Here is a 26,722-nt window from a genome sequence, read left to right on the forward strand (position 1 = left end):
GGGCAGCGCCCACGGACGGTCCAACGGGTCCAGCAGGTGCGGCGGGTCCAGCGGGGGAACCGGCCGCCGAGGCCCCGGGCACCGGGCCCGTTCCCGCGAGGCAGCCGACGATCAGGCCGAGCGCGACCAGAAGTGGACGCCGTCCCGGGAATCGCCGGGGATGTTCGAAGCCGCCGCGACGCCGACCGATCGCCGTCCAGCCAGGAACGCTGTCACCACACACCGGACCATCCTGCCGTGCCCACCGCAAACGGGTCAGACCGCCCGGTCGATCCGGTCTTTGGTGGCACGTGGGTTCGCCGGCGCCGTGACCGGCAGCCCGAGCTGATCCGGAGACCGAGCCGGCGTCGCCGCCCCAGGGGAACCCGGCGCTGTGCCGGTGGACGCCGGGGAGACCGATGCCGTGCCAGTAGACGCCGCGGCCGCCCCGGCAGCCGCCTGTGCCCGGGCGGCCGCGAGCTCCTCCTTGGCCCGCTTCGCGTACAGGTCCACGTACTCCTGGCCGGACAGGGCCATCAGCTCGTACATGATCTCGTCGGTGACCGAGCGCAGGACGAAACGATCATCTGCCATGGCCGCGTAGCGGCTGAAGTCGAGCGGGCGGCCGATGCGGATGCCGACCCGACGGATCTTCGGCACCAGCTGGCCCGGCGGCTGAACCTCGAAAGTCCCGATCATCGCCACGGGGATGACCGGGACCCCGGCCTCCAGCGCCAAGCGCGCGACACCGACCTTGCCGCGGTAGAGCCGGCCGTCCGGGGATCGGGTGCCCTCCGGATAGATCCCGAGCAGGCGGCCCTGGCGGAGCACCCGGACCCCCGAGCGCAACGCGCCCTCGCTCGCCTTGCCGCCGCTGCGATCGATCGGGATCTGGCCGACGCCGCTGAAGAACACCCGCTTGAACCACCCCTTGACGCCCGCCTCGGTGAAGTAGTCGCTCTTCGCCAGGTAGGTGACACGGCGGGGGACGACCAGCGACAGGAAGAGGTGGTCCAGGAAGGAGAGATGGTTGCCGGCGAGGATCGCGGGCCCCTCCAGGGGGATGTTCTCCGCCCCCTCGACCCAGGGACGCCAGAACAGTCGCAGGACAGGTGTCAGGAATACCTTGACCACCCAGTAGAACAAGACAGCTCCCACCTGGTCACCGCCGCACGACGACGGCCCGCCGGGGGCGCCCGTGGCCAGTCGCCCGTCTTCATCCGCCGACGCCGATCACACCTGGCCCGAACCTCCCACGAACCGACCGGCCGGTCGGGCACCGGGGCGCACGCCGCCGGTCCACGACCCGCGGCCTCGTCGGGGTCCGCCACGGAGACCCCGACGATCCTTGCGACCCCACCGCGCCGGGTCGCCCAGGGCCGGGTCGCCAGGATGATGGGCTTGTTCGAGCCTAAGGAGAGGTCATCACGACGTCCACCGAACGGGGTCTACCCCGCTCGGCGTGTCATTCTCCGGTGCCGGCCAGGAAACCTGACGGCGGGCCCCCAACCCCCCGCGGACCGCGCCTCGATCCCGATGTCCCGCGCGCGTGGCCACCCATCACCGATATCATCAGGCGGAGACTTTCCGTCCGGCGGCTTCTGCGCAGCGATGTTGCGCAGCGATGTTGCGCAGCGAGTGAGACACGCACGACCGTGGCCTCAGCCCGCGGACCGTGCGAGCATGCGTTTACCGGCGTTTTCCCTCCGCGCGTCGCCGGACCCGCATCGCGGCATACGGGCGGGCGCGCGAGGCACGAAGGGCGGATCACGATGGCGGGTGTCACCGGTGCGGCCGTCCTCCCGGGCGCGGAACCGTTCGAGTTCGAGGGTGGGTCGGTCGGCGTGCTGCTGGTCCACGGGTTCACCGGCTCCCCGGGCAGCATGCGGCCCTGGGGCGAGTACCTCTCCGCAGTCGGACTGACAGTCTNGTGCCCGCTGCTGCCCGGCCATGGCACCCGCTGGCAGGACATGGTGCCCACTACCTGGCCGGACTGGTACGCTACGGCGGAGACCGCGTTTCTGCGGCTGCGGACCACCTGCGAGCAGGTCTTCGTCATGGGGCTGTCGATGGGCGGGACCCTGGCCCTGCGGCTGGCCGAGCAGCACGGCGGGGACCTCGCCGGCCTCGTCACGGTGAATCCCAGCCTCACCACCGACCGGTGGCACGCGGCGTTCGCCCCGCTGCTGAGCCGGGTGATCCCCGCCGTGCCTGGCGTGGCTGGCGACGTGAAGGCCGAGGGCGTGCCCGAGGTCGGTTACGACCGGGTACCCCTGCGCCCGTTCGCGTCGCTGCGCCAACTGTGGGCGGTGACCCGGCCGGAGCTCGGTCGGATCGTCTGTCCGGTCCTCACCTACCGCAGCGTCGTCGACCATGTGGTGGAAGCCAGCTCCGGCGCGATTCTGCTGGCCGGGCTGCGCGCCCCGGCCGAAGAACGACTGTTGGAGAACAGTTACCACGTCGCGACGCTCGACAACGACCGAGAAACGATCTTCGACGGAAGTCTGGAATTCGTCCGGCGGCACGCGCCACGCGCGCTCGTGCCCGACGCGCCCTGCGGCGATGACTGAGCGGTCACCGGGTTCAGGACCCGGCGAGCACCGGCCCTCGCCGGCGGACGGCGCCGCGCCCGAGGGGGCTCCCCTCGGCGGGCCGGGCGGCGCCCCCGCCGGTGGCGGTGGCACCTCCGCGAACCGCGAGGAGCCGACCGGCGGCGGATCCACGCCCGGTGCCGCGCCCACGGCCGGCCGGGGTGGCGGCGGTCTCGACGGCGACAGCGACGGATCCGCGACAACCGCGGGGGGCGACGCACCGCGGCCCTCCCCGCGCTCCCAGAAAGCCGACGACGCCGCGTTCTTCGAACTCATCGCGCGCTTCGACGAGGAGCCCGAATCCCACCGGTGGCCGGCTGCGGAGGATCTGGACGACACCCGCCGCCCCACTGTGATCATCCTACGTCCGCCGTTCGAGCCGGCTGCTCCGCCCGTGTCGGAGGACCGGACCGAACCCGGGCTCGACCAGTTGCCGTTCCCGTCCGCGGGCGGCGAGGGCGGCCGACGGGGACGCGGCGGCACCGAGGACCTCGTCGTCGACCTCGGCGATCTGCCGGGTTCCGGCCAGCTCCCGGAGGGTCTGGACGACCCGGATCTGGATCCGGATCCGGATCTGGACCCGGACGGCGAGCACTACGAGCCGCCACCCCCGCCACCGCTGCCACGGATCAGGCCCGTGACACGCTGGGCGCTCGGTTCGATCGCCCTCGGTGTGATGTTCCTCGTCGTTCCGGACCTGATCGACTTCAACCAGTCCCGAACCCAGAACGTCGCCGGGGTTCTGCTGATCCTCGGCGGGGTCGGCACGCTGGTCGCGCGGATGGGAGACCGTCCGCCCACGGACTTCGACGGCCCCGACGACGGCGCGGTGGTCTGAGCGCGGCGTGGCAGCCGTCGTACCGGCACCGAGATGGAAGGGCGTGGGGCGTGCAATATCACGAAAAGGTCGAAGTCCACGGACATCTCATGGATACGGGCGTGCTGGCCCGGGTTCTCGATGACGTGCTGGACTATGGCGGTGACTATCGGGTCGTTCGTATCGACCTGGGGCGCAGCCACGATGACGAGTCCCACGCGGTCATCACGGTGGGGGCCGACTCACCGAGTCAGCTCATGCGCATTCTGATGCGGATCCAGGTCCACGGCGTGAACAAGATCGAGTCTGGCACGGCCCGGTGCGAGCCGGCCGACCGCGACGGCGTCTTCCCCCCGGACTTCTACTCCACCACCAATCTGGAGACCGTCGTCCACCTCGACGGCCAGTGGGTGCCGGTGGAGCATCCCGAGATGGACTGCGGCCTGGTGGTCTCGCACGGCCGGGTGCGAACGGTACCGGTCACCGACGTGCGCGCGGGAGACATGATCGTGTGCGGCGTGGACGGGGTGAAGGTCGTCCTGCCGGTCACCGCCCATTCCAGCCGGATCTACGAGGAGTACGAATCCCTGGCCGCCCCGCTGCCGAGCTCCACCCAGCCGCAGGCGGTCCTGGTCCGGGCGATCGCCCGCCAGATCCGCGAGGTGAAGGCCGAGGGCTCGCAGGTGCTCTGGGTGGCGGGTCAGGCGGTGGTGAGCACCGGAGCCGGGCCGGCGCTGGTCGCCCTCGTCGGGGCTGGCTATGTCGACGTGCTGTTCGCCGGCAACGCGCTGGCGACACTCGACGTGGAGGCTGCCCTCTACGGATCGCCGCTGGGGCTCGGGCCGCTGCGCAGCGGCCGGGTGCAGCGCGGCAGCGAGCAGCACATCCGCGCGGTCAACACGATCCGCCGGGAGGGATCCATCCGGGCCGCCGTGGAGTCCGGCGTGCTCACCCAGGGGATCATGCACGCGATGGTCAAGGCCAACAAGACCTTCGTGCTCGTCGGATCGGTCCGCGACGAAGGCCCGCTGCCCGACGTCCACACCGACGTCCTGGCAGGCCAGCGGGCGATGCGCGCCGCGCTACGGGGGGTGGCGTTCGCCCTCATGATCGCCAGCGCCCAGCACTCCGTGGCCACCGGCAACATCCTGCCGGCCTCGGTCCCGGTGGCCTGCGTGGACGTCAACCCCTCGACGGTGCACGCCCTCATCGAACGCACCAGCGCGCACGCGGTCGGCGTCGTCGCCGACACCGGGCTGTTCCTCGAGGAGCTCGCCGCCGAACTGGTACCCGACTACCGGGCCTCCCCCGCGTAGCGGCTTCGCCGCGACGCGGGGACCCCTGTCACAGGGCGCCGTACGGGGTCTCCGCCGAATCGCCTTCGGCGACCCTCCTGGGATCGCCGTGGGGGTCGGGTCAGAACCGGGCGAGGTCGGCCGCGCCTACGAGGCCCGCTTGGGATCCGAGCTCGGCGATGACGATGTCCGGCTCGGAACGGTAATCCCGCCCGGGCATAGCGGCCAGGAGGCTCTGCCGGGCCGGGCCGAGCAGCAGCTCGCCGGCGTCGGAGACGCCGCCGCCGATGACGAAGCGGTTCGGGTCGAGCGCGGCGACCAGCGTCGCCATGCCCTCGCCGAGCCAGTGGCCGATCTCGGTGAAGCACCTGATCGCCGCCGGGTCCCCCTTGCGCGCCGCCTCGGTGACGTCCGGGCCGGTCAGCGCGTCGACGCCACCGCCGCAATGCTCCAGCATGGGCACGGCCGCACTCGGATCCACGGTGGCGATGTTCTTCGCCAGCCGGACCAGCGCTCGCCCGCTCGCATACTGTTCCCAACACCCTCTGTTACCACAACCGCACGGATACCCGTCGGGTACCACCCGCATGTGACCCATCTCGGCGCCGATACCGGACGCGCCCCGGTAGAGCTCACCGCCCAGGACGATGCCGCTGCCGATGCCGGTTCCCACCGTCAGGCAGACGAGGTCACGCCGGCCACGGCCGGCCCCGAAACGGTACTCCGCCCAGGCCATCGCGTTGGCGTCGTTCTCCACGACGACGGGCAGGCCGATGCGCCCCCCGACCTCGTCGCGCAGGGGTTCGTCGCGCCAGGCGAGGTTCGGTGCGAACAGGACGCGGGACCGGTCCGAGTCGACCCACCCGGCCGCGCCGATGCCGACCGCGCGCACGGCGTGGTCGGCACTGAGCTCCGCGACGACGCTGGCGATGGTGTCCGCGACCTCGGCGGCCGAATGGCCCGGGGTGGGCCGACGCAGGGAAGTGATGATCGTCCCCGCACCGTCCACGACGCCGGCGGCGACCTTCGTCCCGCCAACGTCGATGCCGATCGTCAGGCCCTCCATCCGGTTCTCCGCCGGCAACGGGCCGGGGGCCGCGCCGGCACGCTCGGCGCGCGGAACCGTCAAGCTGCCCGGAATATCCAGGTTCTTCGAACTATCAGGAGTAGCGATGCTCACGTGATATCGATCCTCTGCACGCGGGGTCTAAGCGCGGTGGCTGGTTGGGTGCCGGTGGTGTCCCCCGGCCATGGATGATCTCCGGATGCGGGGCGCGCCGTCTCGCGCCGTCGCGGCGTGGCGGGCCCGGGAGCGCCCTCCCCACCGGCACCGAGGGCGGCGCGGAACGCCGCGGTCAGGGATCCGGCCGCCGCGAGGAGATGGCCAACCACCTCGGGGCGGTCGCCAGCGAGGCTCGACAGGAGCCGGCACAGTGGGCACACGGCGCAGGGCCAGGTGTGATCCGCGGGTCCCGGCGCCGGATCCGCCTGGGGATCGGGCATCGCCGCCGCATCGTCGGCAGCGGGTCCCGCCGCCGACGATGCGGCGGGACCGGGATGCCCGGCGGGACCGGGGGGCAGATGCGAGGCGGCCCAGTCCCGCAGGGCGTCAGCGAGCAGGGCGGCTTCGACCGCGAGCGACCCGCGGCCGGGCAACGCGGACGGGTCGGGGGGAGGCGTGCCGGGGGGAGGCGTGGTGAAGTCGGGCCCAGCGCCGGCGGGCCGGCCCGGGGTGGACCGCTGCGTGGTCATACCCGCACCCACTGCCGCGGGTCCGGAACGAACGAGACGACCAGCCGGTCGTCACGCAGCCGGGCGGTGCTCACGTCGCAGCGACGCAACGCCGCGGGCAGCGGAACAGCCCGCCGGTACGACCCCACGGTCACCACCAGGTCATCACCCAGCCGGGCCAGATCGATCTGGGAACTGTCGACGAACGGCAGGCCGAAGGACAGCGCGAACCCGTCCTCGGTGCGTTCCACCCGCGGCTGGCCGCTCGGGCCGATGAGCGGCTCCCCGAGAACACTCCCCGGATCGAGCTCACCGTAGGTCGCCGCGCCGAAAGCGGCCAGCTCCTCCAGGCCGATCGGTTCGCCCGCCCGGTAGCCGACCGGGAGGACCGGGGTGGGCATGAAGGCCGCGGTGATGTCGGCGAGCTGCTCGCGGTGAACGGCGGCCCNCCCCGCCCGCCAGGCGTCCGCGTTCGCCGGCGGAAAGATCCGGTTGACGACGACGCCGTCCAGAGTGAACCCGTGCAGCGACAGCGCCGTAAAGCTGCCGCGGGCCGCGGCGAGCGCCGAGCTCTCGGGGGTCGCCACCAGCCGGACGCTGGTGGTGGCGTGGTCGGTGAGGATCGCGCGCAGGTCGACCGCCGCCCGGTGCAGGCGGGAGACGGTGTCGTAGGCGGGGGCCGCCAGCGCGCTCCACCGCCCGCCGAGCGCCGCCGCCCAGCCGAAACCGGGTCGCAGCCAGCGCGCGAAGGCACCGTCGGGCGGCAGCAGCCGGCGGCAGTACCACGACAGCGTCTCGGGAAAGGCCAGCAGCCGCACCAGCGCCGCCGCCGGGCCTCCGTCGACCACCACCAGGTCGTAGTTCTCGCTGGTGAGACCGTCGCGCAGTTCGAGCAGCGTCAGGGTCTCGACGGCCCCCGGCAGGAAGGCCAACTCCTCCAGGTCGAACGGATCGACGTTGATGGCCGGCCAGGTGCCCGCCAGCACCTCGCGTACGGCCGGCCACCGGGTCTCGACCGCGCGGCGCAGGTCGACCTGCTGGCCGTGCAACCCCGGTTCAAGCTCGGTCGGCTCGGCGCCGATCGGGTGGTCGAGCGCGCCGGCGAGCCCCGCGGCCGGGTCGACCGACAGCACGAGGGTCCGGTGACCCCGTTGGGCGGCGAGGATCGCGGTCGCCGCCGCCACCGTGGTGGTACCGCCGCCGCCCTTCCCCGTGAAGAGCACACACCGCACGTGCGCTCAGCTCTCGACGTACTTCTTGAGGTCCTTGAGAGCGGCCTCCACGATGCCGCTCTGCACCTTCCGCCGGAGCAGACCAGGAATCTTGATCTTCGTCTCGGCGGTGAGGTCGTAGGTCACCTCGGTGCTACCGTCACCCAGGTCGCGCAGGGTGTAGCTGCCGTCCTGCGATGACATCGCCTGGCCCTCGACCATGCTCCAGACGACCTGATCATCGCCCTTCCAGGTGTACTCGTTGACGAACTCGTCCTTGATGACGACGGCGTTGATCCGAAACCGGGCGCGCCGGGGACGGCCGTCCGGGCCCACATCGAGGATCTCGGCCTCCTCGATCTGGCCGATCCAGGTCGGATACGCGGAGATGTCGGCGATCGCCCCCATCACCGCGGCGGGCCGGGCGTTGATGACGATCGTCGATCGGGCGTGGTCCGCCATGGCAGACAGCACCTCCACATTCTTCGAGCGCGGCTGAAGAGCACGGCGTCGCCGGCCCACCGGCAACCCGGATCTCTCCGGGGCCCGGGAACAATCCCCGACCGATCGCCTGAGGCTACCGGAACACCGAGCGCGCCCGGCCGAGCGGCCGGCTACCACTCAAGAACGAAGGGCGTCCCCCGAGCATGGAAATGTCCGACGTTCACGCAGCGTGTGCCGTCGATCTCCAGGCTGGCCGTCAACGGCTGGTGCACATGCCCGAAGAGCACGTAGCGCGGCCGGGTCGCGTGAATGGCTTCGAGGATCGCCACACTGCCGCGCTCGAAGCGGCGTGCCTCGATGTCGTAGACCAGCTCGGGGATGTGCGGGGGGATGTGGCAGCACAGGACGTCGACCTCGCCCACCGCGGCGACCTTGGCGGCGAAGGCGTCGTCGTCAATCTCGTAGGGGGTGCGCATCGGGGTCTGTAGCCCCCCGCCGACGAAGCCGAACCGCAACCCCCCGATCGTGGTGGTCTGCCCGTCCAGCAGGGTGACGCCGTCGCGCAGGTACTCGGGATACAGGTGCGGCAGATCGACGTTGCCGAAGGTCAGGTAGGTCGGGGTCGGGAACGCCGCGAACAGCGCCTCGTACTGACGGCGGATGGCCGCCTCCACGATCTGCGTACGGTCCCCGCCCAGGCTCGCCCACAGCGTCCGGGACCATTCCCGGGCCTCGTCGAACCGCTGGGCGTTACGCAACTCGATCATGCGACCCACGGCCTCGGCGCCGAACAGGTCGCCCATGATGCCCCGGCCGTGATCGTGGTAGTCGATGAAGAGGATGAGATCACCCAGACACACGAACGCGTCGGCCCCCTCGCCCGCCGCCGCCAGCGCATCCGCCCGCCCGTGCACGTCGCTGACCACGTGGACCCGCATGGCTGGAAGCTTAGGCGCCGACAGGGGTCCGTCGCCCCTACTCGAACGGTCCATCCGGCCGATGAGGGATGCCGTGCGGATCCCGGGCATATCTCAGGACGTATCCCCGGCGGTCGCGCTCACCGGCGACGATCACCGGCCGGACACCGTCGAAGGGAACCCTTTGCACCCCGCAAGGTCGCAAACCGCCTGCCCGGAGGCTAACGTCTGATGCCCTGGCCTGGCCTTCCGTTCTTCCGTTGTTCCGTGCTTCCGTTGTTCCGTGGCGTCGTCCTCCGGCGCGCACAAGCCATCTGGTAGGAGTAGCAGTGCGCGAGTACACCTCCCCGCCCCTGGTCACCATCGCCGACGATGCGACCCTGACGGACGCCGTGTTCCGCAACGCGGCGGCACATCCGGACAGTACGCTTATCCAACACAAGATCGACGACGAGTTCGTCGGCATGACCGTCCGCGAGTTCCACGATCACGTCGTGGCCACCGCCCGGGGCTTCATCGCCCGCGGGGTGCGGCCCGGGGACCGCGTCGGTCTGGCGAGCCGGACCCGGTTCGAGTGGACGATTGTCGACTACGCGGCGTGGCTGGCCGGAGCCGTCTGCGTGCCGATCTACGAGACCTCCAGCCCGGGCCAGATCGAGTGGATCCTGCGGGACGCCGGCGTCGAGGTTCTCGTGGTCGAAAACGACGAGCTCGCCGAGCGGGTCGCACAGATACGCGACGGCGTCCCCGCGCTGCGGGAGGTCCTCGTCATCGAGCACGGGGCGCTGGCCGGTCTCGCCGTGGACGGCGCAGGCATCGCGCCGGAGCGGCTGACGGCGGCCCGGGCGTCCGTCAACGCCGACAGCCTCGCGACGATCATCTACACCTCGGGGACCACCGGCCAACCGAAGGGCTGCGAGATCACCCATCGCGCCCTGCTGTTCACCGCCGAGGCGGCCATCGCCACGCTGCCCGAGCTGTTCGCGCCCGGTGCGTCCACACTGCTGTTCCTCCCGCTGGCGCACGTTTTCGCCCGCATGCTCCAAGTGGGCGTGGTCCAGGGGGCGTTCACCCTCGCCTACACCCCGGACTCGCGGACCCTGCTGCCCGATCTCGCCAAGGTACGCCCGACCTTCCTGCTCTCCGTGCCCCGGGTGTTCGAGAAGGTGCACGCCGGGGCACGCCACAAGGCGCACGCCGAGGGCAGGGGTTGGATCTTCGACGCCGCCGAGAACACCGCGGTCGCCTACAGCCGGGCTCTCGACGGCGGCGGCCCCGGCCTGCTCCTGCGGCTGCGGCACCGGCTGTTCGCCGCGCTGGTCTACGGCAAGCTCCAGGCTGCGCTCGGTGGGCGGGCCCGCTACGCGGTCAGCGGCGGGGCGCCGCTGGGTGAACGCCTCGGCCACTTCTTCCGCGGGATCGGGTTCACGGTGCTCGAAGGCTACGGTCTGACCGAGACCAGCGCGCCGGCCGCGGCGAACCGGCCGGGCAACGTCCGCATGGGCACCGTCGGCCAGCCCTTTCCTGGCGTGACGATCGCCATCGCCGATGACGGGGAGATCCTCATCCGCGGTCCCCTGCTGTTCCGCGGCTACCGCAACAACGAGCTCGCGACGAAGGAGGCGCTCGACGCCGAGGGCTTCCTGCACACCGGCGACCTCGGCGACCTCGACGCCGACGGCTTCCTGCGGATCACCGGCCGCAAGAAGGAGCTGCTGGTCACCGCCGGTGGGAAGAACATCGCACCGGCGCCACTGGAGCACATCATCCAGTCCCATCCCCTGGTCAGCCAGGCGATGCTGATCGGGGACCGGCGGCCCTTCGTCGCCGCCCTCGTCACGCTCGATCCCGAGGCGTTCGACCGGTGGCGGTCCTCGGCGGGCAAGCCGGCCGGCGCGACGGTTGCCGACCTGATCGACGACGCCGGCCTGCGCACCGAGATCCAGAATGCGATCGACGCCGCGAACGCGACAGTGTCGCATGCCGAGAGCATCAAGAAGTTCGCGATCCTGCCGCAGGACTTCACGGTGGAGACCGGCGAGCTCACCCCGAGCCTGAAGGTGCGCCGCTCGCTGGTGCTCGACCGGTTCAGCCAGGCGGTGGAGGACATCTACGCTACCCCGCGCTAACCGTCCGGGCCGGCGAGCAGCGTGCGCAGGTCCTGCGCGAGGACGTCCCACCGCCAGCGCAGCTCGACCCACGCCCGCCCCGCGGCACCCATCGACGCCGCCCGGTCGGGGTCGGCAAGAAGATCACCGATGGTCGTCACGACCTGCGCCAGATCGGTACCGTCGATCACGATGCCGGTGTGCTGGTGCAGGACGGCGTCGGGGGAACCCCCACTGCGGCCGGCCACCACCGGCAGGCCGGTCGCCGACGCCTCGAGGAAGACGATGCCGAGCCCCTCGACCTCCAGGCCGGCGAGGCGGGAGCGGCAGGGCATCGCGAACACATCGCCCGCCGCATAGTGCGCCGGCAGTTCCTCCCACGGCACCGAACCAGTCATGATCACATGCTCGGCGACGTCGTTCTCCCGGGCGAGCCGTTCAAGGTCACCCCGCCGGGGACCGCCGCCGACGATCAGCAGCGCGGCGTCCGGTACGCGGCTCCGTACCATGGGCAGCGCCCTGATCAGCATGTCCTGGCCCTTGCGGGCGACCAGCCGGCTTACGCACACCACCACCCGGCGGCCCGTCAGCCCGTGGCGCCGGCGCATCTCCTCGCGCCCGTGACCGGGATGGAACAGCGAGGGGTCGACTCCGCTGGGCAGCCGGGCGAAGGTGGGATGGCCGCCGAAGGCGGGCCGGATCCGGGCCCGGGTGTAGTCGGTCAGATAGGTGATGACGTCGGCCGCGGTGCCGATGCTGTGCAACGCCTGACGCGCCCCCGGCAGCGCCGCCCAGCCGACCTCGTGACCATGGGTGCTCGCGACCATCCTGCGCATGGCCGTGTCGCGGCGCAGCCGGGCTCCAAGCAGCCCGAGCGGTGCCGCGGCGCCGAACCACATCGTGTCGCATCCCTCCGCCCGGGCGATCTCTCTGGCTCGGCGCAGGACGTCCGGTGTCGGCAGCATTAGCGACGTGGTGTGCCGCACGACCGGGAAGTTCTGTTCGGCGTCGAAGGCGGCGGCGTTCTTCCAGGCCGGGGCGTAGACGACGATCTCGCCCTCGGGCAGCCGCGAGGCGAAGTTGTGCACGTAGGCCTGGATCCCGCCGGGACGGGGCGGGAAATCGTTCGTGACGGCCAGCACGCGCATCCGCTCATATTCTCCCACGGTCCCACCGCGTTTTCCCACGGCCCCACCGACGCCCGCGCCGGAATCCCCCGGCCGGGCGGGCTAGCCGGCGCGGCGACGCCGCGGCGTCTGGTCCGGCCGCGGCGCCTGGTCCAGCAGGGCCGTCCGCACGTCGGCGAGCGGGGGCAGCAGACCGGCGTCGGCGAGCAACCGCAATGCCTCGAGCTCCTCGGCGTCCCAGCCGACGGGCGGGCCCGACGCCGGGAGCAGGACGGTCATCATGCAGCCGGCGCACCTGACACCACGGGCGGTGCAGGAGTCACAGTCGATCAGCATCGTGCGCACCTTCCGGATCCGAACCGGTGGAGGTCGGCGACGACAAACAATCCGAGCACCGATCTCCCGACTTCACCGACGGTAAGTCCAGGGTCCGACAATTCTCGGCGGACAAGTCCCGCCCGGCGAAAGTCCCGCCCGGCGGATCCCCTACCGGTCGAGGCGGGCCAGCAGAGCGGCCGAGGGCACCGCCCGGGCTCCGGCTGCGACGCAGTTCTCCGCGACCTCCCGGTCGGAGGTGATGACGAAGACCGGGCGGCCTTCCGGTTCCATCCGCGCCAGCCGGACGATCTCCTCGTCAGCGAGCTGCCCGGGCCGGCTGAACAGCACGCGCACCCCCCGAGGCATGGCGACACCCACCGGCCGGGCCNCGACGGCGGTGGCGTCGAAGACGACCGTGACCTCGCTGTCGGGATTGCGGCCCGCGAGCGCACCGAGTCCGGACAGCAGCCGCTCACGCTGGGCCTGCAGGGTGAGGCGGCCGTAGCCCCGCTTGGTCACGTTGTACCCGTCGATGATCAGATGGACCCCGGGGACGGCCAACACCTCGTCGATCAGGGAGGGGTCGTCGTCCGGCCGCCCGCGGGCCCCGACGAACGCCTGCGGGCCGTTACTCGGACCGGCTCCGCCGCGAGCGATGAGATCCGCGGGCCTCGCGACCATCGTCGGGAGGTCGAGTTCGCGTCGCAGGCCGTGCGCCGAGGCGATCAGGGTGTCAAGTAGAACGCGCAACCGGGCGTCATCGACGCTGCGGGACTCGCGGCTGTCCCGGCGGGTGGAGGCGAGCGCGCTCTCCAGCTCCGCCACCCGGCCGCGCAGCCGCCGGGTCTCCGCCTCGGCATCCCGACTGGCGGCCAGGGCGGCGTTCCGGGCCGCCTCGGCCGCGGTCAGGGCCTCCCGCGTGGCCTGCTCGGCCTGCCGGATCCCGGCAGCGGACGAGCGCAGCCGCCGGCGAGCCTCGTCCGCCTCCGCCCGGGCCGCCTGCAGCTGCTCGCGCAGTTCCTCCTGCTCGGCCGCGGCGATGCGCTTGCTCGTCTCGAGTTGTTCGGTGAGCCGCAGTATCGTCCGCCCGGCCTCGTCAACCTGGCTGCGGGCCGCCGCCTCCGACGTGGACGCCGCGGCGACCTGGACCAGCTCCTGCCAGCCGGAGACCCGCAGCAGGTACGCGACCGCGGCGATCTTCTCGGGGGGCGCCGCGGGCGGCGGTCCGTCCGGCGAGCTGACGGCTTCGACAAGCTCGGGATGATGACGGTGGATCCACTCGGCGACCCGGCCGCGGAACACGTCACCGTCCACCGCCGCGGCCAGCGGGACGGCCCCCTGGCGGACACGGCGGGAGGGCTTGAAGCGGCGCACCGCGACCAGCGACGGCGGGACCTGCGACTCGGGAAGATCCGCCAGCGTCCGCTCGGCGAACTCGACGACATGCGCACGCACCGGCGCCGGAAGCGGCTCACGCATGCGGCGAACCCGAGGGTGGCGACGAAATGTCCGTCATCACGCGCACGACGGAAAAACTGGGCGGGCCGTATCTCCAACGGCTCGTCCAACCGGCCAGACAGCAAGGCACGCGGGACTCCGGAGCCGATGGGGAGAACGATGACAGTACAGCTTATCGGGAGAGCTCAGGGCACTCACAGCCGCTACCGGCCGGATCGGTACGTCGCGGCCTACGGCTGGGCGGTCATTGTCTTAGGTGAAAGTCGGCTTATGTAGCCTCGCGAGGCGCGCCCCTTATGCTCGATTTCTTCCGAACGCGGCCCTGGCTGCGCCTGAGAGGATCATCGTGACCGACCAGAACCCGCCTCACCAGCCCCCCAGCGGTGACGGGAGCCAGGAGGCGTGGAGGCAGCCGAGTGATCCCTGGCACCAGCCCGCGGACGCCGGCAGCACCCCCACCTCCGGTTCGTCCTCTACTCCCCCGGCGGCCCCGGTCCCATCGTGGGGAGCGCCCCAGCCCGGCCAGCCGAACCAGCCCGACTCGGAGGAGACACGCCTCGCCTGGCCAGGCACCGCCCCACAACCGGGTGGGCAGCAGTGGGGCGGGCAGCCCGGCGGCCCGCAGCACCCCGGCGCCCCACAGCACCCCGGCGCCCCACAGCACCCCGGCGCCCCACAGCACCCCGGCGCCCCACAGCACCCCGGCGCCGCGCCAGGGTGGGGACAGCCCGGCGAACGGCAGGGCTGGGGACAACCGGGCGGCTGGCAACAGCCGGACCATCCCCCGGCCGCGGCTGCCGGGCCCTACCAGGGTGGGAGTGCCCCATACCCGGGGACGGTCGGCTACCAGGGCGCTCCCGACGCCTACCAGAGCCCCCCGGGGGCTTACCACAACCTCCCGGGGGGCTACCCGCCGCCCGGCGGCTGGCAGCAGGGCAGCCCGCTGCCTCCGCCCCGGCAGCGGGCCAATCCGCTGTTCATCATCGTGCCCCTCGCCGTGGTCGCCGCCATCGTGCTCGGTGTCGTGATCGCCCTCGCGGTGCGCGGCGGTGACGGCACCGAGATCGCCTCCCCGCCGGCCCCGACGGTGACCGTGCCCGACCTCCCGAACACCACTGCGACCGCGACCGCGACCGCCCCGACCGCGACCGCCCCGAACGCGACCGCCCCGAACGGAGTGCCGAACTGCGTTCCGGTGACGCCACAGCACGCGCCGGCGGCCGGCACCGCGACGATCGGCGGGTCCGGCACCGCCGTCGGCCGGGCCACCTCCTCGGTCAGCGACTTCGAAGCCAGGGTCACCCTCAACAGCGTCTGCTCCACCACCGGCAAGGTGACCCAGTACGGCGACGCGCCCACCCAGGGGGCCTACTACGTCATTAACGTGACGGTCGAGGTGAGCCGCGGGTCGACGTCCGCCTCGCCGTCCGACTTCTACATCCAGACCTCCGACGGCACCCGGTACGACGGCAGCTACGAAAACGTCGCGCCACGGCTGTCGGTGTCGACTCTCAAGGCCGGGCAACGGGTCCGGGGCAACATCGTCATCGATGCGCCGCCCGGGCACGCCATCCTGAACTGGGANCCGCTGTTCGCCGTCGATCCGCCGAAGTTCCAGCTCTGACCGCCGCGCNCCCCTACGANCCGCTNAANCCGCCAGAACCCCTGAAACCGCCAGAACCGCGCCAGACCGGTACCCGGCTCAGCCGAGGGCGGCGCGGATCCGCTCGGCCACGGCATCGAGCTCGGCCGAGTCGGGGTTGTGGTCGGCGAGCCTGAAGTCGATCTGCGTCTCGTCCTCGATCGGCAGGAGATGCACGTGGACGTGCGGGACCTCCAGCCCGGCGACGAGCGCGGCCNCCCGCCGAGGTCGGAAGGCCGCGTCGATGGCGCGGCCCACCGTCGCCGCGGCGCTCCACAGCGCGGTCTGGAGGTCATCGGGTAGATCGATCCAGTGGTCGATCTCGGTGCGGGGAACAACCAGGGTGTGTCCCGGCCGGATCGGCGCGATCGTCAGGAACGCCACCACATGCTCGTCGGAGTAGACGATGCGACCGGGAAGCTCGCCGTTGATGATCCGGGTGAAGACGCTCGGCATGGGTGCGACCCTATCGACCGGGTCGTCCGGCACGTGACGACAGCACCCGATGGCCGATGGCCGTTCACCCGGCCGTCGAGCTGTCACGTTTTCCGCTGGGCGCGCCGGGAGTCCGGCCCCGCGGGAGTCCGGCCCGCCGGGGTGTCAGACGAAGGGGCGCGCAAATCCCGCTGGCCCAACCGTCATCACCCGGAACTCATTACCCTCCGGATCCTTGAGAACGTATCCGCTCTCCCCGTCGTCGTCGTACCGGGATACCCGGCGGGCACCGAGGGTCGACAACCAGCCGATCACACGCTCCGCGTCGACGGCGTAGAGATCCAGATGAAGCCGGTTACGGCCGGCATTGCGCTTCGCCCCGGGCCTGAGAAGGAGCTTGGGTCCCGCGCCGGCCGGGTGACGCAGGATCGCCCCGTCGTCACGCCGGCTCACCTCGTATCCCAATGCGGCGGACCAGAAGCGCACCATCACGTCAACGTTCAAACAGTCGACCGCGACCCGCGCCACTCGAATGCCGTTCGTCTCGAACCATGCCACCTGGGCATGATTCCGCATTCGACGCACGCAGGCCTGCCGAGTGGGCCGCACGCTTGAGCGCACGCCCCGACAGAAGCACCAGACTGCCCCGACGGGACCATGAACGGGACAACCGCGGAGAATTTCGTGGCCAATACCGGCCCGTGGCACACCCGGCACCCTACGGAGCAGGTAGCGTTAGTCGTTTTCCACCGGCCCGCGACCCGGAACCTCCATGACCCGGAACCTCCATGACGACGTGCGGCGAGGCGGACCTGCTTTCGCATCCGGGTCCGCGGACGATCCCGGGCGCAAAACTGTCGGGGGTGGGACCTACCGTGACGCCGTGCGCCCAGATCCCGCCCCGGACCGTCCCCGGCCGCCCCGACAGGGCAGGCTGGATGATCTCGGTCGTCCGTTGGCGGACGTGACCTTCGTCGTGTTCGACCTGGAGACGACGGGCACCTCCCCGGGACGCGACGAGATCACCGAGATCGGCGCGGTCCGGGTCCGCGGCGGCCGGATCCTCGCCGAGATGGCCACCCTGGTCCGGCCGGGCGTCGGCATCCCTCCGATGGTCTCGGTGCTCACCGGCATCACCGACGTGATGGTGGCGACGGCGCCGCCGGTCACGCAGGTGCTGCCTACCTTCCTGGAGTTCGCCCGCGGCGCCGTTCTCGTCGCCCACAATGCCCCGTTCGACCTCGGCTTCCTGCGCGCCGCCGTCGAGCTCTGCGGCTATCCGGTACCCGTCTGGGAGTATCTGGACACGTTGCGTATCGCCCGGCGGGTGGTCACGAGAGACGAGAGCCCCGACTGCCGGCTCACGTCGCTGGCCTCGCTGTTCCGCAGCCCGGTCGAGCCCCGCCACCGGGCGCTGGCGGACGCCCGGGCCACCGTCGACGTGCTGCACGGGCTGTTCGAACGGCTCGGCAACGCGGGCGTGACCACCCTGGAGGACCTGCACGACTACAGCTCCCGGGTGTCGCCGGCCCAGCGACGCAAACGGCATCTGGCCGACGGCCTGCCGACGGGCCCGGGTGTCTACATCTTCCGGGACGCCGACGAACGAGCCCTGTATGTCGGCACCTCGCGTTCGGTGCGCTCCCGGGTCCGTACCTACTTCACCGCCAGCGAGCCCCGGACGCGGATGGCGGCGATGGTGGCGCTGGCCGAGCGGGTTGACGCGATCGGATGCGCGCACGCCCTGGAGGCCGAGGTCCGGGAACTGCGGCTGATCGCCGAGTACAAGCCGCCGTACAACCGCCGATCCCGCTTCCCGGAGCGCTCCGTGTATCTCAAGCTCACCGACGAGCCATTCCCACGGCTTTCACGGGTGCGCGCCGCCCGTGACGACGCGACCTATCTCGGGCCGTTCGGCAGCGTCCGCGCCGCCGACGCCGCCGCCGAGGCGCTGCTGGCCGCGGTGCCGCTGCGCCAGTGCTCCGGGCGCCTGTCCCCGCGCGTGCGCCGGTCCGCCTGTACCCTCGCCGACCTCGGCAGATGCGGAGCGCCGTGCGACGGCNGGGAGGACGTGGCGAGCTACGGCCGGCACGTCGCCGCCGCCCGGGCCGCCATCACCGGCGATCCGGGCCGGGTCATCGCCGCCTCGACGCGGCGGATCGACCGGCTGGCCGCCGAGCGGCGCTACGAGGAGGCCGCCGTCCAGCGGGACCGGATGATCGCGTTCGTCCGCGCAGCCGCACGTGCCCAGCGGCTGTCGGCCCTCACCGGGGTCGCCGAGCTCGTCGCCGCGGCCCCGACCGCCGAGGCCGGCTGGGATCTGGCCGTAGTGCGTCACGGTCGGCTGGTGTCGGCGGCGAGCGTGCCGCCCGGTGTCGATCCGCGGCCCTGGGTCGACGCCGCGGTCGCCAGCGCCGAGACGGTGCGGCCGCGGCCCGGTCCGGCCCCGTGCGCCTCCGTCGAGGAGACCGAACGCATCGCCCGTTGGCTCGGTGGGCCTGGGGTGCGGCTCGTGCGGCTGGAGGGCGAGTGGAGCTGGCCGGCCGCGGGCGCCATCCGCGCCGCAGCCGGATTCGGTGCGGCCCCCGGCCGGTCGGTACGTGCGTATGACGGTGACGGATGGTTCCCGTCGGCCTGACGTGACGTGCTCCGTCAGGCCGGGCGGCTACTGCCGGCCGCCGCCGGGTGGCTGCTTCTCCTCGACGAAGAACCCGGTCACGGCCTTGCCTGCGCGGCGCGCAAGCCCCTTGCCGTGACCGTCGCCATGCCCGTTGGCCGCCGGCAGCTCGAACCGGTCCGTCGGGACGAGCGGATGGTCGGGGACGGGAGTCGGCTTCGGGCGGTGGTCCTCCACGAACTCCCCGCTGGGAAGCTGGCGGATGATCCCGGTCTCGATGCCGTGATGCTCGATCTCGGCGTCCTTCTGGTTGAGCGCGATGCAGATCTTCTTCGTCACCGCATAGGCGATCGGTGGCACGACGATGAGCCCGATGCGGCCGGCCCAGGTCATCGCGTTCAGCGAGATGCTGAAGGTCTTGGCGATGATGTCGTTACCACCGGAGATCATCAGCACCAGGTAGAAGCTGATCGCCATCGCGCCGATCGCGGTCCTGGTCGGCGCCTCCCGTGGCCGCTGCAGCAGGTTGTGCGGCTTCGTGTCCCCGGTGAACCTGGCTTCCAGCGCGGGATAGAGCGCCGCCAGCGTGAACAGGATGCCCGGCAGGACGGCAGTCGGCCAGAACACCGCGGGGATGGTGTGCCCGAGCCCGCGGAACTCCCAGGGCGGCATGAGCCGGGTCGAGCCGTCGAGGAAGCCGATGTACCAGTCCGGCTGGGAGGCCGAGCTGACCTTCGACGGGTCGTACGGGCCGAACATCCAGATCGGGTTGATCTGGGCGAGACCGCCGAGCAGCGCGAGCATCGCGAAGACCAGCATGAAGAACCCGCCGGACTTCACCGCGAACACGGGGAAGACCCGGTGGCCGACGACGTTGTCCTCGGTCTTGCCCGGCCCGGGGAAGTCCGTGTGCTTCTGGTGCCACAGGATGCCCATATGCGCGCCGATCAGGGCGAGCAGGACACCCGGCACCAGCAGGATGTGCGTCACGTAGAGCCTGGGCAGGAAGTTGACGCCCGGGAACTCCCCGTTGAACACGAGGAACGACGCCCACGTCCCGATGATCGGGATGGACTGGGCGATCGAGGCCGCGATCCGCAGACCGGTGCCGGAGAGCAGGTCGTCCGGGAGCGAGTAGCCGGCGAAGCCCTCGAGCATTGACAGGGCGACCAGACCGATGCCGATCAGCCAGTTGGTCTCACGGGGCTTGCGGAACGCGCCGGTGAAGAACACCCGGAACATGTGCACGATCATCGACGCGACAAAGACCAGCGCGGCCCAGTGGTGGATCTGGCGGAACACCAGACCGGCCCGGGTGTCGAAGCTGATGTCCAGCGTCGAGGCGTAGGCCCGGCTCATCTCCACGCCCTTGAGCGGGACGTAGGAACCGTTGTAGATGACCTCGGTGTTCGACGGGTCGAAGAACAGAGTCAGGTAGATGCCCGTCAGCAGCAGCACGACGAAGCTGTAGAGGGCGATCTCCCCGATCATGAACGACCAGTGGTCGGGGAAGACCTTGTTCAGGTTGCGCCGCAGAAAGGCCTGGTTGCCGAACCGTTCGTCGAGCTCACGGTTGGCCTTCCGGATCGGGCCCGGCCGCTTGACGAACTCGGGGGCGGATGCGGTGGTCATGAGCGCTCCCAGAAGGCGGCACCGACGGGCTCGTGGTAGTCACCGTCACGGGCGTAGAGGAACCCGTCCTTGTCCGCGGCGATGGCAAGCTGTGGCAGGGACCGGCTGGCCGGCCCGAAAATCGCCCGACAGCCGTCCCGCACGTCGAAGACGGACTGGTGGCAGGGGCAGAGCAGATGATGGGTCTGCTGTTCGTACAGGCTGACCGGGCAGCCGGCGTGCGTGCAGATCTTGGAGTAGGCGACGTGGCCGTCGACGCCCCAGTCCTCCCGGCCCTTGCGGGGGCGGTCGACCCCCGGTGGCAGCCGGATGAGCAGCGTCGTGCTGTCGGCCTTGGTCTGGACATCGGTCTTCGGCTGGTACGCAACGGTGCCGTCGGACTCGGTCACCGGAACGGCCGGGAACACCGTCTCGATGCCGCCGATGGCGACGTCGCCGAGCTTGACGTAACGGCCGTCCTCCGTGACGAGGCGGGCACCCTTCACCCAGCTCGTGTGGTCGAGCTTCTTGCCCGGCTTGGTGTTCGTCAGGTTCAGCAGCGGCACCACGATCAGCCCGCCGAGCACGGTGCCCGCCCCGAGCAGGGTGCGGCGCAGCAACGGGTAGCGCGCGAGGCCGGTGTCGGCGAACCCGGCCGCGATCTCCTCCTCGGTGACGGCGATCTCCTCCTTGGAGGAGGCGAACGCGTGGCGCTCCTGCACGGCCTGCTCGTGCGGCATCAGCCGCTTGGCCCACAGGATCAGGCCGATGCCGAGCCCACCGACGGCGAGGCCCAGCGCGGCCCCGAGGGAGGGGGTGTAGTACGCCTTGTACTTGTCACCGACGAAGTTGGTGACAACGAACCCGACGGTGCCGATCACCGAGATCAGGAACCAGCCGGCAATCAGCCGCTCCGCCCGCCGCTCGGCCCGGCGGTCCACGTCCTGCGCGCGCGGCGGACGGACGGTCACCCCACCGGCGGCCCGCTCCCCGTAGGTCGGCTGGATGACCCCCGCCTGCGGGCGAACGGCCGTGGTCGCGGGCTCACGGGTCGAATCGGTCTGGTGGGGCGGCGTGCCCAAGGCCTCCGGGCCGTCCGACGTCCCGGCCGGGACGTCCGGGCCGCCGGCGGACACCCCGGATCCCCCGGCGGGCTGGCCGGAGGTGTCCACCGGGTGTTTCGCCCTTCTGAAGATGCTGCTCATCGAGTCCTGGTCAGATTCGTCGGCCGGTTCGCCCTGGTAGCCCGGGTAGTGCATGCGCCGGTCCGTCGGAACGGACGGCTGGTCCGCACCGGAATCCGCCGGCCCCGGCGTGCCCCGGCCCGTCTGGTCACTCATACCTTCTGCCTCGCTCCGATCCACAGGCACACACCCAGCAGGGCACCGACGCCCACCAGCCAGGCCAGCAGTCCCTCGGGCACCGGACCGTAGTTACCGAGGCTGTACCCACCGGCGCTCGGCGCTTCCTTCATGTGCTTGATGTAGGCCGCGATCGCGGTCGCGTCCTCCTCGTTGAGCTGGCGCGGGCCGAACACCGGCATCGACTCCGGCCCGGTCCGCATGGCCTCGACGACCTGCACCGGGGTGGCCTCGCTCAGCGAGGGGGCGAACTTGCCGTAGGTCAGCGGCGCGCCCTGCCCGACGGCCTGATGGCACTGCGCGCAGTTGGCCCGATACAACTCGCCGCCGTGCGACAGGTCGGCGTCGTTGAGCGCCGCGTCCGTGACCTTCGGCACCTCCTCGCCGCCGCCAAGGCTCTGGATGTACGCGGCGAGCTGGTCGATCTGGGTCGCCGAGTAGATCGGGGGCTTGCGGTCGGCCTGCGCGGCGGGGGCGGCCAGCGGCATCCGGCCGGTCGACACCTGGAAGTCCACCGCGGCGGCGCCGACGCCGATGAGGCTGGGCCCGGTGTTCGTGCCCTGCGCTCCCAGCCCGTGGCAGGTCGAGCAGCCCTGCAGGTACAGCGCCCGGCCCTGCCGGACCGCCTCGTTGGCGTCCGGGGTCTGCGCGGCGTTGCCGCCCGGCGCCAGCACCGTCCACAGCACCCCCGTGGCCAGCAGGCCGAGGACCATGACCAGCGCGGAGGACCTCCGGCGGCGGCGCGCGGACGAACGGCGTCCGCGCGAGAACCGCTTCGTGGCGGCGACCGACACCGAGGATCGCGACGCCGCAGTGCCCGACGCCGGGGTGCCCGACGGTGGGATGCCCGACGGCGTGTCCGAGGATGACGAGGTGCCCGAGGATGCAGTCATGTCGCTCACTGGAGGAGGTAGATGGTCGCGAAGAGGGCGATCCAGACAACGTCGACGAAGTGCCAGTAGTACGACACGACGATCGCCGAGGTCGCCTTCTCCGGTGTGAAGCGCCCGTACGTCGATCGGCCCAGCACCATCAAGAAGGCGACGAGACCGCCGATCACATGGAGCCCGTGGAAACCGGTGGTCAGGTAGTACACCGATCCGTAGGCGTGCGATGCCATCGTGAACTTGTTCTCGCTGAAGTACTCGTTCGCCTGGCCGCCGACGAACACCAGACCCATGATCAGCGAGATCAGGTACCAGCGCCGTAGCCCGTACACGTCACCACGCTCGGCGGCGAACACGCCGAGCTGGCAGGTGACGCTNGACAGGACCAGGATCACGGTGAAGAACAACGCGTACCCGACGTGCAGCTCCACGGGTCCGTGTTCGGATCCGGCGGGGTCGCCGGTGACCGGCGGCCAGTTGCCGCTGTTGACCGAACGGATCGTGAAGTACATCGCGAACAGGGACGCGAAGAACATCAGCTCCNACGACAGCCACACGACCGTGCCAACCGAGACCATCGAGGGACGGTTGGCCGTCGGGTGTGGTGGAGGAGCCTTCTCGAGGACGGGGGCTGAGGCCACGTCGGTCATTCTGGCACGGGACGGCCCACGCGCCACTGTAGGTTCGACGTTCGGTAGGACTACGACCCGTCGATGACCGCCCCGAATCATCGTGGCGGCTGCCTCGCCTGCCCGGCAAAGCCCTGCCGTAGCTGGAAAAACGCAGGTCACAGCGATGTCAGTTGGCCTACGAACGACGCGGAGCGACAAGGCTGACCCGGCCGATGTTGCGTGCCTCACCCGCGACACACCGGCCCGCCAGCGCCCTCCGGCGGGCACAGTCGAGCCAACACGGACACCCCCGACCGCGCCGTGACCCCCGACCGTGACGTGACGTGACGCCGGGCCGGGGCGGGCCTCAGCCGGACATCGCGGCGAGCGCCCGCAGGCCGTCCGCCGGCAGGGCGATGCCGCCCTCCGAGCCGGGATCGACCGCGAGCAGAAGATCGTCGGACGGCCAGATCCGGCCCAGGGCCGCCACCTGGACCGTGCGGTAACGCGCCACCTCCGGCAGCGCCTCGGCCAGGCGTTGCTCAGAGGTGAACGTCGGGACGAACTGGGTGCCGTCCTGCCGTTCGGCCACCGGCAGCTGCAGGAGGCTGTCGTCCTCCTCCGACAGATCGGTGATGTCGTTACCGAGGTCGGGCAACAGGACCTCGGCGGCGGCGAGGTCACCGAGCGCGGCCCACTCGTCCTTGCCCTCGGCGAGGCGGTGCAGCGCGGCCCGCGCGGCCGTGCCCTGCGCGGAGGGGACGCCGGGCGGGACGGCGGCGCCGGGGCGGATGCGGTCGGGACGTAGCTGGTCATCGGTCACGGGTGGCTCCCTGACGTGGATGAACGTGCTGACGTTGACGGGCGGACGGACGTGCCGACACGGACGCGTGCCCTAGATGTTCCGCCTACCCATCCCGCGGCGCGCGAACCGACTACCCGCGGATGCGTCCGNCCTCNCCCGCGACGGGGACCCGCGGCCGTGACCGGCCGTGGCCAGCCGTGACCAGCCGTGACCGTGACCGGCAGGCAGCGGCCGGGTGAGCCGGTCAGGACCGCAACGCGAGATCCGCGATGAGGACACGCCGGGTAGCTCCGGTCAACGGCGTCGCCTCGCTGTACTCCGGGTGTTCCACGACAAGCTCGACCGGCACGCCGGGGTCGCGGAAGGCGTCCCGGAGCGAATCGGTCAGCGCGAAGCGCACCATGTGCACGGAGACGGTCTCGGTGGGCATGTCGGGATCCTCGTCAAGGCCGGGGATCTCCTCGCCCGCCACCCGGATTCCGCCGATCTCCAGGGCGAGACTGTGCTGCAGCCCGGCAAGCCGCCCCAACTCCTCGCGGACGGTCTCCAGAACCGAGAGCTCGATGAACACCGTCGCCGTGAGGACGTGGCTGGAGGGTAGCAGGCGGGAGTAGGCATCGATCTCGTGGGCGACGTCGGCGGAGGCGGTCAACCGCTCGGTGTAGACCATCTCCTGCACCTGGTAGCGCAGCGTCTGCTCGTTTTCGAACTCGAGGACGACGATGTCCCCGACCCGTACCCGGCGTTCGGCGCGCACCAGGATCATCTGGCTGCGCAGCCGCAGCCGGCGCTCCGCGTACGCCTGGTGGTCGGTGGTGATGTCGGCGATGGTCAGCGCCACCGTGCGATCTCCTGTCCGGAAATGCTGGGATCCGTAAACGGGCGGGCGGTCCAGGAACGGCCGAGGGCCCACGAATCGGCCGAGGGCCCACGGCGCGGGAGCGACGATGCGAGCCGGGGTGGCGACGAGGGACTACTGGCATCGCCCCCGCCACCCCGGCCCGGTAGATCGAGAAACCCCGACGATCAGGCGTCGGCCGTCTCCTCGGCCGACAGCGCGTCGAGGGCCTTCTTGAACCGACCGGCGTGGGTCTTCTCCGCCCGGGCGAGGGTCGAGAACCAGTCCGCGATCTCCTCGAAGCCCTCCTCGCGGGCGGTCTTGGCGAAGCCCGGGTACATTGCGGTGAACTCGTAGGTCTCGCCGGCGACGGCGCTGGCCAGGTTCTTCGTGGTCGTACCGAGGGGCTCGCCCGTCGCCGGGTCGCCGACCTCCGCGAGGAAGTCCAGGTGCCCGAAGGCGTGACCGGTCTCGCCCTCCGCGGTGTCGCGGAACAGCGACGAGGCGTCGGTCAGCCCCTCGATGTCGGCCCGGCGGGCAAAGTAGAGGTAACGCCGGTTCGCCTGGCTCTCGCCGGCAAATGCCTCCTTGAGGTTCTCGTGGGTCTTGGTGCCGTCAAGCTTCGGCATGAAGCGCTCCTTGTGGATGGGTGTTCACTGTTGGCCGGTCCCGGCCGCGCCGCGGGCCGGGCCGGAGCCGTTCGCCTGACAGTCCGGGCACAGCCCCCGGAACCGCAGGTCGTACCCGGTGATGGCGAATCCCGAGCGACACGCGATCTGGGCCATCATCCCGTCGAGGACGGGATGATCAATATCGACCGCCCGACGGCATCCGTCGCAGACCACGTGGTCGTGACGACTCGTGTTGGCGTCGTACCGGGCCGCCGTGCCGTCGCCCAGGTTCAGCTCGAGCGCTCGGCCGGCGGATACCAGCAACGCCAGTGTGCGGTACACGGTCGCACTGCCGATCCCCGGGGATACGGTCCGCNCCCGCTCGTGGNCCTCGGCCGCGGTCGGATGGTCGCGGGCGGCAGCCAGCACCGCCAGCACGGCCATCCGCTGCGGAGTGAGACGAAGATCGGTCTGGTCGTTCATAGGATCACGCCCGTCGTACGGCGGTGGAACGCCCCAGGCCGCCGGCGATCACGCTCGAGGCGTCACATGGTCCGGCCGGCATCAGGATCCACCGGTTGAGAACGATTCTCAGTATCACTCCCGGGACGATCCGAAGGCAACCAGGGAGCTGTGATCCCGACCTCACCCGGCCCGGCGAGGGCCAGTCGGGCGATGCGACACGGGTCACGTCCAACGGTCCGCGGGAGGTAGCCTGCACAGGACAACTCTCACATGGCAGCGTCCACTTCCGAGGCGCCCGGAGCTCCGGGTGCCTGGAGTTCCGAGGTGCCTGGAGGGCGGTCCGCAGTTCACCGCTGGTCGGCTCGCCGCCGGTCGGCGGTGGTCACCTCTCGCGAAAGGCCCGCGGACGACATGAGCACCGTCCTCGTCTACGCCGACCGAGCGGATGTGCGCGAACACGTCCGGAACGCGATCGGCCGTCTCCCCGCCGCCGACCTCGGTCCGATCGAGTTCGTCGAGGCCACCGACGCCCCCGAGGCGATCGGCGTAGTCGATCATCACGAGGCGGATCTGTGCGTCTTCGACGCGGAGGCCACCCCCAGCGGGGGCATGGGGCTCTGCCGGCAGCTGAAGAACGAGGTCACCAACTGTCCGCCGACCATCCTGCTGGTCGCCCGCCCGGACGACCGCTGGCTCGCCACCTGGTCCCAGGCGGATGCGGTGGTCACCCATCCGATCGATCCGGGTCTACTCACCGAGGCGGTCGTGACACTGCTGCGGGCGCGTGCCGGCGGCGCCGTGGCCCGTCGGCCGCTCACCGGCGCCCAGCTCGCCCACTGAGAT

26 protein-coding genes are annotated in these 26,722 nt (G+C 71.2%); 7 read left to right on the top strand and 19 right to left on the bottom strand.

Translation table 11 applies throughout. The features are described 5' to 3' along the window. Positions 1–255: 255 nt before the first annotated feature. Complete coding sequence (locus tag ALLO2_RS10740; RefSeq protein ID WP_011437473.1) at positions 256–1,137, bottom strand: 1-acyl-sn-glycerol-3-phosphate acyltransferase; 882 nt, start codon at positions 1,135–1,137, stop codon at positions 256–258. A 614-nt stretch (positions 1,138–1,751) separates the two neighbouring features. On the opposite strand from ALLO2_RS10740, the gene ALLO2_RS10745 reads away from it, so the two are divergent. From ALLO2_RS10745 to ALLO2_RS10755, 3 genes are read left to right on the top strand one after another with little or no spacing between them, the layout of a single operon-like run. Further along, positions 1,752–2,549 carry a carboxylesterase gene (locus ALLO2_RS10745; RefSeq protein WP_035731672.1) on the top strand — a complete coding sequence of 266 codons (798 nt, stop codon included), beginning with the start codon at positions 1,752–1,754 and terminating at the stop codon, positions 2,547–2,549. Then, positions 2,542–3,408 (top strand): hypothetical protein, encoded by an 867-nt coding sequence (locus tag ALLO2_RS25555; protein ID WP_011437475.1) that lies wholly within the window; start codon positions 2,542–2,544, stop codon positions 3,406–3,408. Before ALLO2_RS10745 ends, ALLO2_RS25555 begins: the two co-directional genes overlap by 8 nt. A gap of 50 nt (positions 3,409–3,458) precedes the next feature. Then, positions 3,459–4,703 carry a hypothetical protein gene (locus ALLO2_RS10755; protein ID WP_011437476.1) on the top strand — a complete coding sequence of 415 codons (1,245 nt, stop codon included), beginning with the start codon at positions 3,459–3,461 and terminating at the stop codon, positions 4,701–4,703. Between the two features lie 100 nt (positions 4,704–4,803). On the opposite strand, the gene ALLO2_RS10760 is transcribed toward ALLO2_RS10755, so the two are convergent. The 5 genes from ALLO2_RS10760 to ALLO2_RS10780 all read right to left on the bottom strand — a co-directional run bounded on the left by ALLO2_RS10760 (position 4,804) and on the right by ALLO2_RS10780 (position 9,006). Beyond that, positions 4,804–5,748 (bottom strand): ROK family glucokinase, encoded by a 945-nt coding sequence (locus tag ALLO2_RS10760; RefSeq protein ID WP_035731776.1) that lies wholly within the window; start codon positions 5,746–5,748, stop codon positions 4,804–4,806. A gap of 110 nt (positions 5,749–5,858) precedes the next feature. Beyond that, positions 5,859–6,434, bottom strand: a complete 576-nt coding sequence (locus tag ALLO2_RS23285; RefSeq protein ID WP_011437478.1) for a hypothetical protein — start codon at positions 6,432–6,434, stop codon at positions 5,859–5,861. Further along, positions 6,431–7,645 carry an ArsA family ATPase gene (locus ALLO2_RS10770; protein WP_035731674.1) on the bottom strand — a complete coding sequence of 405 codons (1,215 nt, stop codon included), beginning with the start codon at positions 7,643–7,645 and terminating at the stop codon, positions 6,431–6,433. The genes ALLO2_RS23285 and ALLO2_RS10770 overlap by 4 nt, the downstream gene beginning before the upstream one ends. 6 nt (positions 7,646–7,651) lie before the next feature. Next, complete coding sequence (locus tag ALLO2_RS10775; protein WP_011437480.1) at positions 7,652–8,086, bottom strand: SRPBCC family protein; 435 nt, start codon at positions 8,084–8,086, stop codon at positions 7,652–7,654. A gap of 152 nt (positions 8,087–8,238) precedes the next feature. Beyond that, entirely contained in the window at positions 8,239–9,006 is a 768-nt protein-coding gene (locus tag ALLO2_RS10780; RefSeq protein ID WP_023841261.1) for a metallophosphoesterase, read from the bottom strand. A gap of 308 nt (positions 9,007–9,314) precedes the next feature. Between ALLO2_RS10780 and ALLO2_RS10785 the strand changes: the two genes are divergently transcribed. Next, on the top strand, positions 9,315–11,114 hold the full coding sequence (locus ALLO2_RS10785; RefSeq protein WP_011437482.1) for a long-chain fatty acid--CoA ligase: 1,800 nt from the start codon (positions 9,315–9,317) through the stop codon (positions 11,112–11,114). Here ALLO2_RS10785 and ALLO2_RS10790 read toward each other — a convergent pair. The 3 genes from ALLO2_RS10790 to ALLO2_RS10800 all read right to left on the bottom strand — a co-directional run bounded on the left by ALLO2_RS10790 (position 11,111) and on the right by ALLO2_RS10800 (position 14,017). After that, entirely contained in the window at positions 11,111–12,241 is a 1,131-nt protein-coding gene (locus ALLO2_RS10790; RefSeq protein ID WP_035731677.1) for a glycosyltransferase family 4 protein, read from the bottom strand. The genes ALLO2_RS10785 and ALLO2_RS10790 overlap by 4 nt on opposite strands. Before the next feature lie 81 nt (positions 12,242–12,322). Next, positions 12,323–12,556, bottom strand: coding sequence for a hypothetical protein (locus tag ALLO2_RS10795; RefSeq protein ID WP_011437484.1), 234 nt, complete (start codon positions 12,554–12,556; stop codon positions 12,323–12,325). Between the two features lie 150 nt (positions 12,557–12,706). Then, positions 12,707–14,017 (bottom strand): NYN domain-containing protein, encoded by a 1,311-nt coding sequence (locus ALLO2_RS10800; RefSeq protein WP_035731679.1) that lies wholly within the window; start codon positions 14,015–14,017, stop codon positions 12,707–12,709. A gap of 325 nt (positions 14,018–14,342) precedes the next feature. Here ALLO2_RS10800 and ALLO2_RS10805 point away from each other — a divergent pair, with 325 nt between their 5' ends. Then, on the top strand, positions 14,343–15,620 hold the full coding sequence (locus tag ALLO2_RS10805) for a DUF4352 domain-containing protein (RefSeq protein WP_035731681.1): 1,278 nt from the start codon (positions 14,343–14,345) through the stop codon (positions 15,618–15,620). Positions 15,621–15,698: 78 nt separating this feature from the next. On the opposite strand, the gene ALLO2_RS10810 is transcribed toward ALLO2_RS10805, so the two are convergent. Both ALLO2_RS10810 and ALLO2_RS10815 read right to left on the bottom strand, forming a co-directional pair. After that, the gene (locus tag ALLO2_RS10810; RefSeq protein WP_035731779.1) at positions 15,699–16,094 is read right to left on the bottom strand and encodes an HIT family protein; all 396 of its coding nucleotides are present in this window, start codon (positions 16,092–16,094) and stop codon (positions 15,699–15,701) included. Positions 16,095–16,238: 144 nt separating this feature from the next. Further along, a complete protein-coding gene (locus ALLO2_RS10815) occupies positions 16,239–16,649 on the bottom strand; it encodes a VOC family protein (protein ID WP_011437488.1) in 411 nt (136 codons plus the stop codon). Positions 16,650–16,956: 307 nt separating this feature from the next. Between ALLO2_RS10815 and ALLO2_RS10820 the strand changes: the two genes are divergently transcribed. Then, complete coding sequence (locus tag ALLO2_RS10820) at positions 16,957–18,711, top strand: DEDD exonuclease domain-containing protein (protein ID WP_035731780.1); 1,755 nt, start codon at positions 16,957–16,959, stop codon at positions 18,709–18,711. A 27-nt stretch (positions 18,712–18,738) separates the two neighbouring features. Here ALLO2_RS10820 and ALLO2_RS10825 read toward each other — a convergent pair whose 3' ends face one another. The 8 genes from ALLO2_RS10825 to ALLO2_RS10860 form a co-directional block, all read right to left on the bottom strand. Next, on the bottom strand, positions 18,739–20,322 hold the full coding sequence (locus ALLO2_RS10825) for a ubiquinol-cytochrome c reductase cytochrome b subunit (protein WP_011437490.1): 1,584 nt from the start codon (positions 20,320–20,322) through the stop codon (positions 18,739–18,741). Next, positions 20,319–21,641 (bottom strand): Rieske 2Fe-2S domain-containing protein, encoded by a 1,323-nt coding sequence (locus ALLO2_RS10830; RefSeq protein WP_011437491.1) that lies wholly within the window; start codon positions 21,639–21,641, stop codon positions 20,319–20,321. Before ALLO2_RS10830 ends, ALLO2_RS10825 begins: the two co-directional genes overlap by 4 nt. Further along, positions 21,638–22,555 carry a c-type cytochrome gene (locus ALLO2_RS10835; protein ID WP_011437492.1) on the bottom strand — a complete coding sequence of 306 codons (918 nt, stop codon included), beginning with the start codon at positions 22,553–22,555 and terminating at the stop codon, positions 21,638–21,640. The genes ALLO2_RS10830 and ALLO2_RS10835 overlap by 4 nt, the downstream gene beginning before the upstream one ends. Positions 22,556–22,560: 5 nt before the next feature. After that, the gene (locus ALLO2_RS10840) at positions 22,561–23,199 is read right to left on the bottom strand and encodes a heme-copper oxidase subunit III (protein WP_035731684.1); all 639 of its coding nucleotides are present in this window, start codon (positions 23,197–23,199) and stop codon (positions 22,561–22,563) included. A gap of 328 nt (positions 23,200–23,527) precedes the next feature. After that, a complete protein-coding gene (locus tag ALLO2_RS10845) occupies positions 23,528–23,983 on the bottom strand; it encodes an SseB family protein (RefSeq protein WP_011437494.1) in 456 nt (151 codons plus the stop codon). Positions 23,984–24,209: 226 nt separating this feature from the next. Further along, entirely contained in the window at positions 24,210–24,806 is a 597-nt protein-coding gene (locus ALLO2_RS10850) for a DUF3501 family protein (protein WP_011437495.1), read from the bottom strand. Positions 24,807–24,991: 185 nt separating this feature from the next. Beyond that, a complete protein-coding gene (locus tag ALLO2_RS10855) occupies positions 24,992–25,432 on the bottom strand; it encodes a rubrerythrin family protein (RefSeq protein WP_011437496.1) in 441 nt (146 codons plus the stop codon). Between the two features lie 24 nt (positions 25,433–25,456). Then, the gene (locus ALLO2_RS10860; RefSeq protein ID WP_035731686.1) at positions 25,457–25,897 is read right to left on the bottom strand and encodes a Fur family transcriptional regulator; all 441 of its coding nucleotides are present in this window, start codon (positions 25,895–25,897) and stop codon (positions 25,457–25,459) included. A gap of 393 nt (positions 25,898–26,290) precedes the next feature. Here ALLO2_RS10860 and ALLO2_RS10865 point away from each other — a divergent pair, with 393 nt between their 5' ends. After that, positions 26,291–26,719, top strand: a complete 429-nt coding sequence (locus ALLO2_RS10865; RefSeq protein ID WP_011437498.1) for a response regulator — start codon at positions 26,291–26,293, stop codon at positions 26,717–26,719. Positions 26,720–26,722: the final 3 nt, after the last annotated feature.

Origin of the sequence: Frankia sp. Allo2, assembly GCF_000733325.1 — a bacterium.
In the GTDB taxonomy this organism is placed as follows: Bacteria; Actinomycetota; Actinomycetes; order Frankiales; family Frankiaceae; genus Frankia; species Frankia casuarinae.

Coding starts and splice junctions, on each gene's coding strand:
- ALLO2_RS10825 (WP_011437490.1), bottom strand. CDS start 20,322: ATGACCACCGCATCCGCCCCCGAGTTCGTCAAGCGGCCGGGCCCGATC.
- ALLO2_RS10775 (WP_011437480.1), bottom strand. CDS start 8,086: ATGGCGGACCACGCCCGATCGACGATCGTCATCAACGCCCGGCCCGCC.
- ALLO2_RS10835 (WP_011437492.1), bottom strand. CDS start 22,555: ATGACTGCATCCTCGGGCACCTCGTCATCCTCGGACACGCCGTCGGGC.
- ALLO2_RS10855 (WP_011437496.1), bottom strand. CDS start 25,432: ATGCCGAAGCTTGACGGCACCAAGACCCACGAGAACCTCAAGGAGGCA.
- ALLO2_RS10790 (WP_035731677.1), bottom strand. CDS start 12,241: ATGCGCGTGCTGGCCGTCACGAACGATTTCCCGCCCCGTCCCGGCGGG.
- ALLO2_RS23285 (WP_011437478.1), bottom strand. CDS start 6,434: ATGACCACGCAGCGGTCCACCCCGGGCCGGCCCGCCGGCGCTGGGCCC.
- ALLO2_RS25555 (WP_011437475.1), top strand. CDS start 2,542: ATGACTGAGCGGTCACCGGGTTCAGGACCCGGCGAGCACCGGCCCTCG.
- ALLO2_RS10865 (WP_011437498.1), top strand. CDS start 26,291: ATGAGCACCGTCCTCGTCTACGCCGACCGAGCGGATGTGCGCGAACAC.
- ALLO2_RS10795 (WP_011437484.1), bottom strand. CDS start 12,556: ATGCTGATCGACTGTGACTCCTGCACCGCCCGTGGTGTCAGGTGCGCC.
- ALLO2_RS10815 (WP_011437488.1), bottom strand. CDS start 16,649: ATGCGGAATCATGCCCAGGTGGCATGGTTCGAGACGAACGGCATTCGA.
- ALLO2_RS10760 (WP_035731776.1), bottom strand. CDS start 5,748: ATGGAGGGCCTGACGATCGGCATCGACGTTGGCGGGACGAAGGTCGCC.
- ALLO2_RS10830 (WP_011437491.1), bottom strand. CDS start 21,641: ATGAGTGACCAGACGGGCCGGGGCACGCCGGGGCCGGCGGATTCCGGT.
- ALLO2_RS10780 (WP_023841261.1), bottom strand. CDS start 9,006: ATGCGGGTCCACGTGGTCAGCGACGTGCACGGGCGGGCGGATGCGCTG.